This window comes from Aquibium sp. ELW1220, from assembly GCF_030398385.1.
Lineage (GTDB): Bacteria > Pseudomonadota > Alphaproteobacteria > Rhizobiales > Rhizobiaceae > Aquibium.
Genome location: NZ_JAOAOQ010000017.1, coordinates 61,158 through 74,861 on the forward strand (window position 1 = coordinate 61,158; position 13,704 = coordinate 74,861).

General features: G+C 68.4%; 11 protein-coding genes. 5 read left to right on the top strand and 6 right to left on the bottom strand.

From position 1 onward, the window contains the following. Positions 1–86: 86 nt before the first annotated feature. Positions 87–944 carry a VOC family protein gene (locus N1F91_RS16415; protein WP_289993919.1) on the top strand — a complete coding sequence of 286 codons (858 nt, stop codon included), beginning with the start codon at positions 87–89 and terminating at the stop codon, positions 942–944. Next, positions 941–1,780: a 3-deoxy-8-phosphooctulonate synthase gene (gene kdsA, locus N1F91_RS16420; RefSeq protein WP_289993921.1), complete on the top strand. Its 840-nt coding sequence runs from the start codon at positions 941–943 to the stop codon at positions 1,778–1,780. The genes N1F91_RS16415 and kdsA overlap by 4 nt, the downstream gene beginning before the upstream one ends. 22 nt (positions 1,781–1,802) lie before the next feature. Here the strand turns inward: kdsA and ilvA are convergent, their stop codons facing one another. Next, on the bottom strand, positions 1,803–3,077 hold the full coding sequence (ilvA, locus tag N1F91_RS16425) for a threonine ammonia-lyase IlvA (RefSeq protein WP_289993923.1): 1,275 nt from the start codon (positions 3,075–3,077) through the stop codon (positions 1,803–1,805). Between the two features lie 136 nt (positions 3,078–3,213). Between ilvA and N1F91_RS16430 the strand changes: the two genes are divergently transcribed. Next, complete coding sequence (locus N1F91_RS16430) at positions 3,214–4,671, top strand: TrkH family potassium uptake protein (RefSeq protein ID WP_289993925.1); 1,458 nt, start codon at positions 3,214–3,216, stop codon at positions 4,669–4,671. A 128-nt stretch (positions 4,672–4,799) separates the two neighbouring features. Further along, positions 4,800–6,257 carry a TrkH family potassium uptake protein gene (locus N1F91_RS16435; RefSeq protein WP_289993927.1) on the top strand — a complete coding sequence of 486 codons (1,458 nt, stop codon included), beginning with the start codon at positions 4,800–4,802 and terminating at the stop codon, positions 6,255–6,257. A gap of 12 nt (positions 6,258–6,269) precedes the next feature. Here the strand turns inward: N1F91_RS16435 and ade are convergent, their stop codons facing one another. Together ade and N1F91_RS16445 are read right to left on the bottom strand one after the other, a co-directional pair. After that, on the bottom strand, positions 6,270–8,084 hold the full coding sequence (gene ade / locus N1F91_RS16440; protein ID WP_289993928.1) for an adenine deaminase: 1,815 nt from the start codon (positions 8,082–8,084) through the stop codon (positions 6,270–6,272). An 86-nt stretch (positions 8,085–8,170) separates the two neighbouring features. After that, complete coding sequence (locus N1F91_RS16445; RefSeq protein WP_289993930.1) at positions 8,171–8,512, bottom strand: hypothetical protein; 342 nt, start codon at positions 8,510–8,512, stop codon at positions 8,171–8,173. Between the two features lie 370 nt (positions 8,513–8,882). Between N1F91_RS16445 and N1F91_RS16450 the strand changes: the two genes are divergently transcribed. Then, on the top strand, positions 8,883–9,785 hold the full coding sequence (locus N1F91_RS16450) for a GGDEF domain-containing protein (RefSeq protein ID WP_289993932.1): 903 nt from the start codon (positions 8,883–8,885) through the stop codon (positions 9,783–9,785). Between the two features lie 198 nt (positions 9,786–9,983). Here N1F91_RS16450 and N1F91_RS16455 read toward each other — a convergent pair whose 3' ends face one another. Genes N1F91_RS16455 through N1F91_RS16465 form a run of 3 tightly spaced genes read right to left on the bottom strand, consistent with a single transcriptional unit; the run spans position 9,984 to position 13,571 of the window. Further along, on the bottom strand, positions 9,984–11,318 hold the full coding sequence (locus tag N1F91_RS16455; RefSeq protein WP_289993934.1) for a sigma-54 dependent transcriptional regulator: 1,335 nt from the start codon (positions 11,316–11,318) through the stop codon (positions 9,984–9,986). After that, positions 11,296–12,759 carry a HAMP domain-containing sensor histidine kinase gene (locus tag N1F91_RS16460; protein ID WP_289993935.1) on the bottom strand — a complete coding sequence of 488 codons (1,464 nt, stop codon included), beginning with the start codon at positions 12,757–12,759 and terminating at the stop codon, positions 11,296–11,298. Before N1F91_RS16460 ends, N1F91_RS16455 begins: the two co-directional genes overlap by 23 nt. After that, complete coding sequence (locus N1F91_RS16465) at positions 12,756–13,571, bottom strand: PhnD/SsuA/transferrin family substrate-binding protein (protein WP_289994032.1); 816 nt, start codon at positions 13,569–13,571, stop codon at positions 12,756–12,758. The genes N1F91_RS16460 and N1F91_RS16465 overlap by 4 nt, the downstream gene beginning before the upstream one ends. Between the last annotated feature and the right edge of the window lie 133 nt (positions 13,572–13,704).

Here is a 13,704-nt window from a genome sequence, read left to right on the forward strand (position 1 = left end):
GAATGCAACCGTCCGAAGGCCGGCATTCGCGCGGTCCCTTCGGCGCAACGCTTGCGCGGCCGGGCGTCTTGCGGCACATGGGCGCCATGTCGAACGCTGCCCTGGACCATCTCGTCTTGCCGACCGCCTCGCTCGAAGCCGCGCGGCGGCGCCTCGGCGCGCTCGGCTTCACGGTGGCGCCGACGGGCGTGCATCCTTTCGGAACGGCCAATTGCTGCGTCTACATGGCCGACGGAACGTTCCTCGAGCCGCTGGCGGTTGCCGATGCCGACGCCTGCGCGGCGGCCGCCGCCGGCGGCAACGTCTTCGTCGCCCGCGACCGCATCTTCCGGTCGGCGGGGCGAGACGAAGGGTTCTCGGCCATCGTGCTTGCCAGCGACGACGCCGAGGCCGATCACGCGAAATTCAACGCGGCCGGCCTGTCGGCGGGGGACGTCCTGTCCTTCTCGCGTCCATTCCAGGATGCGTCCGGCCGCAGCGACACGGCATCGTTCAAGCTCGCCTTCGCGGCGGCACCGGGCACCGTCCCCTTCCTCTTTTCCTGCCAGCGCGTCAACGCGCCGGCGGTCGACCGTACCGCGCTGCAGCGCCACGCCAACGGCGCGATGCGACTGGCGTCGATCGCCGTCGTGGCAGCCGATCCGGCCGCTGCCTCCCGCTTCATCGCCACCGTGACCGGCGTCGGCGGCGAGAGCGATGCGGCCGGAGCGCGTCACGCCCTGGCCAATGGCGAGATCCTCGTGCACGCGGCGACGCCAAAGGACGGGGCGCTCCCGCAAGGGCTCTTCGACTTCCGCGCCGTGACGTTTGCGGTCTTAGACCTGTCCGACACGCGACGGGTCCTCGCCGCCAACGGAATCGACTTCGAGATCGCCGGCGAACGCATCACCGTGCCCCCCGCACAGGGACAGGGCGCAAGCTTCATCTTCGAGGAACGGGCATGACCCAGCCGAACACCACCGTCACCGCCGGCAGCGCGGTTTTCTCCAATGATGGCCCGCTGACGCTGATCGCCGGCCCGTGCCAGCTCGAATCGCGCCAGCATGCCTTCGACATGGCCGGCGCGCTGAAAGAGTTGACGGAGAAGCTCGGCATCGGGCTCGTCTACAAGACCAGCTACGACAAGGCGAACCGCACCTCGCTGTCATCGACCCGCGGCGCGGGGCTGGATGCCGCGCTTCCGGTCTTCGACGACCTGCGGGCGACCTTCGGCCTGCCGGTGCTGACGGACATCCATTCCGAGGAGCAGTGCGGGATCGTCGCGCCGCATGTCGACATCCTGCAGATCCCGGCCTTTCTCTCGCGCCAGACCGATCTCCTGGTCGCCGCTGCGAAGACCGGCAAGATCATCAACGTCAAGAAGGGGCAGTTCCTCGCACCCTGGGACATGAAGAACGTGGTCGCCAAGATCACCGGCTCGGGCAACGCCAACGTGCTGGTCACCGAGCGCGGCGCGTCGTTCGGCTACAACACGCTCGTCTCCGACATGCGGGCGCTGCCGATCATGGCCGACATCGGCGCGCCGGTGATCTTCGACGCCACCCATTCGGTGCAGCAGCCGGGCGGGCAGGGGGCGACGTCGGGCGGCGAGCGGCGTTTCGTCGAGACGCTGGCGCGGGCGGCGGTGGCCGTTGGCGTCGCCGGCGTCTTCATCGAGACGCACCAGGACCCCGACAACTCGACCTCGTCGGATGGCCCAAACATGGTTCCGCTGGCCGACATGCCGCGTCTGCTGGAAACATTGATGGCCTTCGACGCGGTAGCCAAGCGCCGAGCCTGACCGGAACGAGCGGCCGGGTCGGTCAGATGATCAGCCCGGCCAGCACATCGTTGTCGGTGATGTCCTGATAGGACCAGCCGGCCTCGCGGAACTTCTTCTCCAGCCGGTCGAAATTCCGGCGGCTCTTCGTCTCGATGCCGATCAGCACCGAGCCGAAATTGCGCGCCGATTTCTTCAGGTATTCGAAGCGGGCGATGTCGTCCTCGGGGCCGAGCAGGTCGAGGAAGTCGCGCAAGGCGCCGGGGCGCTGCGGGAACCGGAAGACGAAGTATTTCTTCAGCCCCTCGTAGCGCAGCGCCCGCTCCTTGACGTCGGGCAGGCGCTCGAAGTCGAAATTGCCGCCGGAGACGACCAGCACGATCGTCTTGCCCTTCAGTTCGGCCCTGGAAAAATCCTTCAGCGCGTCGATCGCCAGCGCGCCGGCCGGCTCCAGCACCACGCCCTCGACGTTGAGCATCTCGATCATGGTCGCGCAGAGCCGGTTTTCGGGCACGAGGTGGACGTCCTCGGCGCGATAACCCTTGAGGTGGCGCAGCGGTTCGCGGCCGATCTCCGCCACGGCCGCGCCGTCGACGAAGTTGTCGACCTTCGACAGCTTCACCCGCCGGCCCTCGGCGAGGCTCTGCTTCAGGCTCGGCGCGCCGACCGGCTCGGCGAAGACAAAGCGTGTCGGCCAGCCCCTGGCGGTCAGGTATTGCGTCACCCCGGCGGCGAGCCCGCCGCCACCGACGGGCAGGATCATCAGGTCGGGCACGACGCCGTCGGGCAGCTGCGACACGAGTTCGGCGGCGACGGTCGCCTGGCCATCGATGATGTCGCGGTGGTCGAAGGGCGGCACCATCAGCGCGCCCGTCTCCTCGGCATAGGCGAGGGCGGCCTCGAGGCAGGCGTCGAAGAAATCGCCCGTCAGGCGGATCTCGACATATTTTCCGCCGAAGGTGACCGTCTTGTCGATCTTCTGCTGCGGCGTCGTGACCGGCATGAAGATGACGCCGTGCTGGCCGAGGTTGCGGCAGGCGAAGGCGAAGCCCTGCGCGTGGTTGCCCGCCGAGGCGCAGACGAAGCTCTTGGCCGGCGCCTTCGCCTTCAGCGCCTTGCGGAAGAAGGTATAGGCGCCGCGGATCTTGTAGGACCGCACCGGCGACAGGTCCTCGCGCTTCAGCCAGATGCGCGCGCCATACCGACGCGACAGATGGTCGTTGAGCTGGAGCGGCGTCTCGGCGAACAGATCGCGCAGGGCGAGGGCGGCCGCGTCGACGCGTTCGCTGAAGCCGGAGGCCGGGGACGTGACGGACATGGTTGTCTCCCGCTGACGTGTTTGCCGTGTCCCGGCCTATTGCACAATCGGCCGCCTGCCGCCACTGTCCGCCCGCGGGACGGGGCCGGGCGGGCCCGGCTCCCGCATCGGGATCGAAGAGCCGGGGCGGAGGATCGTGCAGACATTTTCGCTACGCGCCGCGATCCACATCTCCGCGATCTTCGCCGTCTACATGTCGCTGGCCATGCTCGTCCCGGCCTTCGTCGACCTGTATTACGGCAACAGCGACTGGCGCATCTTCGCGCTGTCGGCCTTCTTCACCGGCGGGCTGGCGCTGGCGGTCGCGCTGTCGACGCAGGGCCGGCCGCCCGGCGTCTCGTCCCGCTTCGCCTTCCTGCTGGTGAACCTGCTCTGGCTGACGACAGCGGCGACCGGCACCATCCCGTTCCTCGCTTCGTCGCTCGACATGACCGTGTCCGACGCGGTGTTCGAATCGGTCTCGGCCATCACCACGACGGGGGCGACGGCCATCGTCGGACTGGATTCGCTGCCGCCCGGCATGCTCCTGTGGCGCTCTCTGCTGCAGTGGATGGGCGGCCTCGGCGTGATCGCGCTCGGCCTCTTCATCCTGCCGTTCCTGAATGTCGGCGGCGTCTCCTACTTCAAGATCGAATCGACCGACATCGAGGATCGCCCCTTTGCACGGCTTTCGACTTTCACCATCAGCATGGTCGCCATCTACGGCCTGCTCACGCTGGCCTGCGCCATCGCCTATGCGGCAGCCGGCATGTCGGGCTTCGACGCGATCAACCACGCGATGACCACCATCGCCACGGCCGGTTTCTCGACCCACGACGATTCCTTCGGTCACTACACCGACACGCCGGCGATCCTGTGGATCGCGATCGTGTTCATGTGCATCGGCGCGCTGCCGTTCTCGATCCTGATCCTGCTCGCCGTGCGCGGCCGCATCGACGCGCTGCGCGATCCGCAGCTGCGCGCCTTTCTCGGGTACACCTTCGCGTTCTGCGCCGTGACCACCATCTATCTGCGCATCGAGACCGAGATGAGCTTCTTCGATGCGCTGACGCATGCGACCTTCAACTTCGTCTCGCTGATCACCACCACCGGCTACGCCACCCACGACTATTCGTCCTGGGGCCCCTTCGCCGTCGCGCTCGCCTTCATCGCCACCTTTCCCGGCGGCTGTTCGGGTTCGACCACCGGCGGCATCAAGGCCTACCGCTTCATCATCCTGTTCGAACTGATGGCCAACGGCCTGCGAAGGCTCGTCTATCCGAGTTCGGTCCAGCCGGTGCGCTATGGCGACCGGCCGGTCGACGACGACATGCAGCGCGCCGTGGTGCTGTTCATCGCCTCCTTCTTCGTGCTCTGGGCGATCGCGACCCTGCTCCTGGCCGCCACGGGGCTCGACCTGGTGACGGCGCTCACCGGCGCGCTGACGGCGCTGACCAATGTCGGCCCCGGCCTCGGAGACTTCATCGGGCCGAAGGGCAGCTTCGCTCTCATCCCCGATTTCGCCAAGTGGGTGATGGCGCTGGCCATGCTGTTCGGCCGGCTGGAGATCCTGGCCGTGCTGGTGATCTTCTCGCCGGTCTTCTGGCGCCGCTGAGCGCGCGACCGCGGATGCGACAGCTGCATTGCGCGCGGCGCCGCCGTCGGCTAAACGGAGCGCCGCGCCAGACGGGACCCGAGCGGCTGAAGCCGAGCCCCGCCGCCAGGTGAATCGGGTATCATGTCTTGAACAGCCAATCCGTCCGCGCCGCCATCCACATCGCCGCGATCTTCGGGATCTACCTGTCGCTGGCGATGCTCGTGCCGGCTTTCGTCGATTTCTACTTCCGCAATGCCGACTGGCAGGTCTTTGCGCTGTCGGCCTTCTTCACCGGCGGGCTGTCGCTTGCCACCGCGCTGGCGACGCAGGGGCGCAGCGTGACGGCAAACGCCCGGTTCGGCTTCCTGATCGTCAATCTGCTCTGGGCCACGACCGCCTTCGTCGGGGCCGTGCCCCTGATGGCGTCCTCGCTCAACCTCGACCTTGCCGACGCCGTCTTCGAATCGGTCTCGGCCCTGACGACCACCGGCTCCACGGTCATCGTCGGTCTCGACACGCTGCCGCCGGGCCTGCTGATCTGGCGGTCGCTGCTGCAGTGGATCGGCGGCCTGGGGGTGATCGTGCTCGGCCTGCTGATCCTGCCGTTCCTCAACATCGGCGGCGTCTCCTACTTCAAGCTCGAATCCTCCGACATCGAGGACCGGCCGTTCGAACGGCTGTCGGTCTTCATGATGAGCATCCTCGGAATCTACTCGTCGCTGACCTTCGCCTGCGCCATCGCCTATGCGGCAGCCGGCATGTCGGGCTTCGACGCGGTGAACCACGCCATGACCACGCTGTCGACCGGCGGCTATTCGACCCATGACAGCTCGTTCGGCTTCTACGGGGACAATCTCACGCTCCTGTGGATCGCCTCCGTGTTCATGTTCGTCGGCGGCCTGCCATTCTCCATCCTCGCCCTGCTTGCCTTCCGCGGCCGGCTGGACGCCGCGAAGGATCCGCAGATCCGCGCCTTCGCGCTCTACGTGCTGTTCTTCGCGGTGGTGGTGGCCGTCTATGTGCGGGTCAACACCGGCCAGCCGTTCTTCGAGGTGTTCACGCACTCGATGTTCAACTTCGTCTCGATCATCACCACCACCGGCTATGCCAGCCAGGACTATTCGACCTGGGGCGCCTTCGCGGTGGCCTGCGCCTTCATCGCCACCTTCCTCGGCGGCTGCTCGGGCTCGACGGCCGGCGGCATCAAGGCCTACCGCTTCATCATCCTGTTCGAACTGATGAGCAACGGCCTGCGGCGGCTCGTCTATCCAAGCTCGGTGCACACCGTGCGCTATGGCGACCGCCCTGTGGACGACGACATGCAGCGCGCCGTGGTGCTGTTCATCGCGTCGTTCTTCGTCATCTGGGGGGCAGCGACGGTGCTGCTGGCCGGAACCGGGCTCGATTTCATGACCTCCATGACCGGCGCGCTGACGGCGCTGACCAATGTCGGTCCGGGCCTCGGCGACGTGATCGGCCCGGCCGGCAATTTCGCGACGATCCCGGACCCGGCCAAATGGGTGCTCGTGCTGGCCATGCTGCTCGGCCGGCTGGAGATCCTGACCGTGCTGGTGATCTTCGCGCCGGTCTTCTGGCGCCGCTGAGGCAGGATCCGCTCAGACGAAGAGATCGACCTTCTCGAAGGTCCTGACGTCGATCAGGCCCATGTCGGAGATGCGCAGTTCGGGAATCACCACCAGCGCCAGCAGCGAGTGCTGCATGTAGGCGTTGTTGAGCGAGCAGCCCATGGCGCGCATGGCCGCCGTCAGCTTCTCGGCCTTGGCGGCCACGATCTCGGCGCGCTCGTTCGACATCAGCCCGGCGATCGGCATCTCGACGATCGCCAGTTCCTTGCCCTTCGAGAAGATGACCACGCCGCCGCCGACCTCGCCCAGCCGGTTGGCGGCAGCCGCCATGTCGGCCTTGTTGGTGCCGACGACGATCATGTGGTGCGAATCATGCGCGACGGTGGAAGCCAGCGCGCAGTCCTCCAGATAGCCGAAGCCCGAGACGAAGCCGTTGACCACGGCGCCGGTGCCGCGGTGCCGCTCGACCAGCGCGATCTGGCAGACGTCGTTGTCGCGGTCCATGGCGACCAGACCGTCCTCGACGGCGAGATCGGCCTCCAGCGCCCGCGTCGGCGCCTGGTTCTCGATGACGCCGATGACCCGGGCGCGGACCTCGTTGGCACCGGCCGGCGCGGCGATGTCGAAATCCTGCGCCGACAGCACCTTGCCGAGCCTCACCGTCTGCTTGGCGCTCGCCGGATAGTCGCGGACGGGGATGTCGACCTCCAGCCGCCCCGCCGCGGCCAGCCGCACGCCGCGCGCCCAGACCTCGTCGATGGCCAGCGCCGCGAGGTCGGAGACGATCAGGAAGTCGGCGAGCCGTCCCGGCGCGATCGAGCCGAGTTCCCGCTCCAGCCGGAAATGCTGGGCGGTGTTGATCGTCGCCATCTGGATCGCCGTCACGGGCTTCAGCCCCTGCGCGATCGCATGACGCACGACGCGGTTCATGTGGCCTTCGTTGACCAGCGTGCCGGAATGGGAGTCGTCGGTGCACAGGATGAAGTTGCGCGGATCGATCCCGCGTTCCGTCACCGCCTTGATCTGGGTGGCGACGTCGTACCAGGCGGAGCCGAGCCGCAGCATCGCCTTCATGCCCTGCCGCACGCGGGCGATGGCGTCTTCGATGCGCGTGCCCTCGTGGTCGTCCTCAGGGCCGCCCGCGACATAGCCGTGGAAGGGCAGGCCGAGGTCGGGCGAGGCGTAGTGGCCGCCGACGGTCTTGCCTGCGGCGACGGTGGCGTCGATCTCGCCGCGCATCTTGGCGTCGTTGGCCGCGACGCCCGGAAAATTCATCACCTCGCCGAGCCCGATGATGTTGTCCCAGCCCATCGCCTCGGCGACTTCGGCCGGGCCGATCAGGGCGCCGGGCGTCTCCAGTCCAGGCGCGGAGGGGACGCAGGACGGCATCTGCACGTGCACGCTGACCGGCATGTCGACGGCCTCGTCATGCATCAGCCGCACGCCTTCGAGCCCCAGCACATTGGCGATCTCGTGCGGGTCGATGAACATGGAGGTGGTGCCGTGCGGGATGACGGCGCGGCAGAACTCGGTCACCGTGACCATGCCGCTCTCGACATGCATGTGCGCGTCGCAGAGGCCCGGGACGAGATAGCGGCCGCCGGCGTCGACGACGAGCGTATTCTCGCCGATGCAGTGGGAGGCGTCCGGCCCGCAATAGGCAAACCGGCCCTCGACGACGGCGATGTCCGTCGCCGCGACGATCTCGCCCGAATGCACGTTGACCCAGCGCCCGTCGCGCACGACGAGATCGGCCGGCCGCCGACCCATCGCGACGTCGACGAGCGCGGGCGCAGCCTCGGTCCAGGTCTTCGGCTTCTGGAAAGGGGGGATCGTGGTGGTCATGTCATCTCTCCGGTCTTGGCGGACCATGCCAAGACCGGGGCGATTTGACCAGTTGGATGACGGTGTTTTCGCGCGTGGGCGGCCGGCTATCGCCGCATCAGCAGAACCGCGGCGAGCCCGAGCGCCGCCAGCCCGACCAGTGCGACCGTCTTCGGATGATCCGTCACCACCGCACCGGCCATGCGGGCCTGGCGTTCGATCTCGCGGCGGCTCGGACGGCGCTTCGAAAGGCGCGTGACGAGATCCGAGACGATGTCGGCGACGTCGTCATAGGCATGCGCGCCGCGCTCGGCGACCTCGCCGTAGAGATGCGTGCCCTGCGCCGCCGCCGTGCGCCGCAGGGAGGAAAGCTCGCGCTTGAGGGCAGTCACCTGCCGATCGAGATCGTCGATCGCTTCGTCGCGCGTGCGGCTGATGGAAAAGGCCATTCGTATCCCCGTCATTGCGTTGAATGCACGGGCAACGCGGGGCGTGCCTCTTCGTTCCGTAACCTGAAGCACACGATCGACGCGAAGGGACGGCCGGGCCGGGCGGGACAGACGTGCGCGTGGCTCTTCGCTGCCCAGGGCCAGAAACCGGGAAAATCAGCCCTGTACGTCCTTGCCGCCGAGCCCGGTTGTCGCGGCCCGGCCGTCCTTGGGGTGGAGAACGGCGACGGCCGTCGGCGGTTCCAGGGGAACAGTGGAATATATTAAAGTACGCTAATTGAGCAGATTTTCATGTTTCCGGGGGATGACTCGTGCGCGGCCCATCGCCCCGGATGGGTCGGAGCCCGCAAGGAAGACGGAGAGGACTGGATTGAACATCATCCGCAGGAGGTTTCTCGTCAGGATCATGGTCACCTGCTTCATCGGCATCCACGTGCCGCTGATCGCCGTGGTCGTGCTGCACATGTGGACGGGGGACCGGTTCGACTGGACCGTCATCGGCAGCGTCCTCGCCGCCACGCTGATCGGTACTGCCGCGACACTTCATCTGCTCCGGCGCGAGATGACGCCGGTCATCCGCATCGCCCGGGCGCTGGAGAGTTTTGCCGAAAGGCGCGAGATCATGCCCATCGATCACGCCGCGCCGGACGAGATCGGCAGGCTCGCCCGCTCCGCCGCCTGGGCGATCGAGACGGCGGACCGGCTGCTGCAGGAGACCGAGCGCGAGGCGCGGACGGACGGCCTCACCGGGCTCGCCAACCGCCGCGCCTTCCTCGAACGCGCGGCAACGGAGAGCGGCGGCAGCATCGCCATCCTCGACATCGACTGCTTCAAGGTCATCAACGACACGCATGGACATCCGACCGGTGACCATGTCCTGAAGACCATCGCGGGGCTGATCCGCGACGTGGTCGGCGATGCGGGCTGCGTGGCGCGGCTGGGCGGCGAGGAATTCGGCGTTCTCCTGCCCGCCAGCGCACCCGACGAGGCGGTGCGGCTGATCGAGCGTGCCAGGGCGACGCTGGCGGCCGCATCCGTCCTCGACGACCGGAGCATCAGCTTTTCGGCCGGCGTGGCCGGCCGCACCGCCGACATCGCCGCCGACATGGCCCGTGCCGACAGAGCGATGTACCGGGCCAAGAATACGGGGCGCAACAGGGTCGAGCGGGCCGGCGACGCGCGCGAACGCCGCTTCGTCGAAGCGCCTCCGCTCGCAGCCGACGGCACCTGTGATCGGGACCTGGCCGCGAAGGCGCGCTCCGTGCAGGAGTAGGCGGGGCGCTGGTGAACGCTTGTCAGCGACGGTGAAGAGCGCGGCGTCATCGTTCCGTTCCGCTTGCGGGCCTCGGTCCTTCCTGCGGCGACGGAGCCATTGGAACGCCCGCCTCGGCGAGGGCGTGTCGCACACTGGTCGTGGCGTGATGCCGGAACCGCCCGAGTTGCGGGACGGCGGGCGGCGCCTCGATAGGCGTCAGGATCGAACCCCGAGCCGCGTCATCTTCTCCCAGAGCGTGGAGCGGCCGATGCCCAGCAGTTCGGCCGCCTTGATGACCTGGCCGTCGGTCTGTTCGAGCGCGCGCTCGATCTGGCGACGCTCGGCCGCGTCGCGAACGTCGGCAAGGGGGAGGAAGCCGGGCCTGGCCTGCATCCCCGGACGGTCGGGAAACAGGTCGCCCGGCATGATCCATTCCGACGCCGTCAGTGCCACCGCGCGGTCGACGCGGTTGCGCAGCTCGCGCACGTTGCCCGGCCAGGCATGCGCCAGCGCTGCGTCCTCGGTGAGGGCGCTGAAGCCGCGGATTCGGGCGGCCGAGCGGGCGACGGCGTTTTGCAGGAAAAGATCGAGCAGCCAGACGATGTCCTCCGGCCGCTGGCGCAGCGGCGGTATCTCGACGGGGAGCACGGCGAGCCGGAAATAGAGGTCCTCGCGGAAGCCCGAGGCCTGCCCCGGCGCCAGCGCGCGATGCGTGGCCGCGGCGATCCTGGCGCGGAACGGAACCGGCGTTTCGCCGCCCAGCCGCGTGAAGGATTCGCTTTCGATCAGGCGCAGCAGCTTGGCCTGCAGGGCAGGGGGCATGTCGCCGATCTCGTCGAGGAAGAGCGTGCCACCCCTGGCGCGTTCGGCATAGCCGAGATGGCGCTGGTGGGCACCGGTGAAGGCACCCTTCTCGTGGCCGAAGATCTCGCTCTCCAGCAGCTCGGCCGGGATCGCGGCGCAGTTCACCGCGACGAAGGGCTGTTCCGCGCGCGCGGAGACCTGGTGCAGAAGGCGCGCCGCAACCTCCTTGCCGGACCCGGTCTCGCCGGTGATCAGGACCGGCAGGTCGTGCGCCGCGAAGCGGTGGATCAGGTCCTCGGCGTGCTGGATGGCAGGCGAACGGCCGAGAACGTAGTCCTTCAGCCGCGTGCCTGCGCGCGTGCTTCGCCGGCCGGCCGCGATGCGCTTCAGGAAATCGTCCATGGCGAAGGGCTTGGTCATGAAGTCGACGGCACCGGAACGCATCAGCCGGACGGCCTGGTCGATCTCCGCGAAGCCGGTAACGAACAGGAAGGGCGGCGCGTTCGGCTGCCGCGCCATCTCAGCGAAGACTGCCTCGCCCGACATGTCGGGCAGCCTGATGTCGCAGATCACGAGGTCGAGCGCGCCGGCGACGCGGGCCAGCCCTGCGACCGCCTCCTGGCCGGTCTGCCACCAGGTGACGTTCCAGCCTTCGAGTTCCAGTCTCTGGACGATGGAGCCGCCCATGACGGGATCGTCCTCGACGAGCCCCGCGTGCGCGCGCTCAGGCGGCATGGCTGCGCTCATCCCGAGCCACCTCCCGCATCGGCAGGACGAGCGTGACGACCGATCCGCCCGACGGGCCGGCTTCCACGCCAGCCCTGCCGCCGCAGGCGTCGACCATCCGGCGGACCATCCAGAGCCCGAGCCCCCGTCCGGCGCGGATGGCCGGGCCGGGATCCTCGTCGCAGAGCATGGCGACGGACTCCCGGGGCATGCCCGGTCCCTCGTCCGCCACCGAGATCGTCAGCCGGTCCGGCGTCCGCTCGACCCTGAGACCGATCGCGCCGGCCTCCGGCGTGGCCGCGCTGGCGTTGAGCAGCAGGTTCAGGACCGCCTGTCGCACCGGTCCGCCGGGGGTCGGGACGACGACGCCATCGGGCCAGTCGACCTGCCAGTCGAGCCTCTGCCGCCGGCGCCGCAGTTCCGGCTTCATCAGCACCCTGGCGTCCTCGAGATCGTCGGCGCAGAGCGGGCGGGCCGACCGTTCCGGCCGATAGGTGGCCAGCGCCGCTTCCACGACCTCGCGAATGCCGTTCAGCCCGCGCTCGATCAGGCTGATCGAGGTGTCGCGGACGCCCGGCGTCCGGCCGTGGGTCTTCAGCGTGTCGATGGCGTTGAACAGGCCGCCGAGCGGATTGTTGATCTCGTGCGCCATGCCGGAGGCCAGGCGCCCGAGGCTCGCGAGCTTTTCTTCTTCGGCCAGTTGCATGGCGAGGTTGGCCCGTTCGCGCTCGGCGTGGACGAGCGCGTTGTAGCCGTGAAAGAGGCTCGCCACCTCGCCGTCGCGCGACGGGAAATCCCGTGACGGGATCGGCTCGGCGACGCCCCTGGCCGCGGCGCGCATGTGATCCTCGAGCACGCGCATCGGTTCGATCATGCGGCGAACCAGAAGGAAACCGCCGAGCGAGAAGATTGCCGCCAGGACGGCGTTGGTGACGAGCAGCGTCGCCAGGATCTCGCGGCGCTCGGCGAAGACGTGCGAAGCGTCGAAGGCGGTGTGGATCGCGCCGATCTTCTGGCCCTGATAGACGAGGTCGCGGTGGGCGAAGCCGATGTCGGCTTCGCGGTCGAAGGTCACGGTGCTTGCGCCGTAGCGCGAGGCATGGGCCTGCGGCAGTTCCGAGTAGGACGGCACGCGGGTCGGATCGGTCGCCGCCAGGACCCTGCCGTCGGCGCCGGTGACGACGGCCTCGATCGGCGACAGCGCCTGGTAGGATCTCTGCGACCGGTCGAGCGCGTCGAAGACCTCCCAGACGTCGCCGCGCAGGACGGCCGGCAGGACCGCCGCGGTCAGCCCGTCGAGGTAGCTGCCGGCGAGACCGTCGAGGAAGGCCTCCTGCGTGCGGGACAGGCGGTCGAGCACCCGCTCGGAGATCACCGCGCTGATGGCGACCATCAAGAGCGCCACCAGGATCGGCACGCGGTAGGAGACCGGAATCGCGCGGAGACGACGCAGCAGGTTCATCCGAAGCGCCTCACCGCGTCGACCTTGGCGGCGATCGTGTCGAAGAGGGCCGGTTCGGCGGCGACGAAGCCGTCCAGCCGCAGGAGCGCCAGCACCTTGCGGCCCTGTTCGTGGCCGGCCATCGCCGTCAGCGCCTCCTTCAGCCGCGCGATGCGCGGATCGCCCGCCAGCGCCCGGGGCGAGGCCACGGGCGGGAAGCCCAGCCATTCGGAGCGGCGCACGATCCTCGTCTGGTCGACGAGGGCCGGCTCCATCTCGCGCATGACGTCCCAGACATAGCCGTCGACGCTGCCGGACTGGGCGAGCCCCGACGCGACGGCGCGGATGACGTTGCGGTGGCCGTAGGTGTAGAAGCTGCGCGAGAAGAAGCCCTCGGGTTTCAAGCCGTTCTCGGCCAGGAGCGCACGGGTGACGAGGAAACCGGAGTTGGAATCGGGGTCGGAGAAGGCGTGGATGTCGCCCTTCAGTTCCTGCCACCGCCCGGTCGGCCTGCCGGCGGCAGCGATCAGGTAGGACTGGTAGAGCGGCTTGCCATGCCAGGACGGCGTGGCGACGAGATCGAGCTCCGACTTGAACTGAACGTAGGGATAGCCGCAGATCCATGCGGCATGGAGCTGACCCGCGACCAGCAGCGCGGTGATCTCCTGATAGGTCCGGCGGCTGACCAGCTCGACGGGTTCTCCGATCGCCTCGGTGAGATAGGCGCGCAGCAGCGCCAGGAGTTCGAGGTCGTTGGACAGGAAGACCGGCGTCAGGCCGAATTTGAAACCGTCCTGGGCGGACGCCCGGCCGGGCGCGAGTGCGAGCGACACGACGGCACTGCCGCACAACGCAAGCGCCGAACGGCGGTCGAGACCCTGGCTCGTGGCTGGGTACCGTGCGGTCAAGTCCTTGGTCCTCCCGGGCGACAGAATAGCCTTCCGGTCGGTCGAAATCGACCGGAAT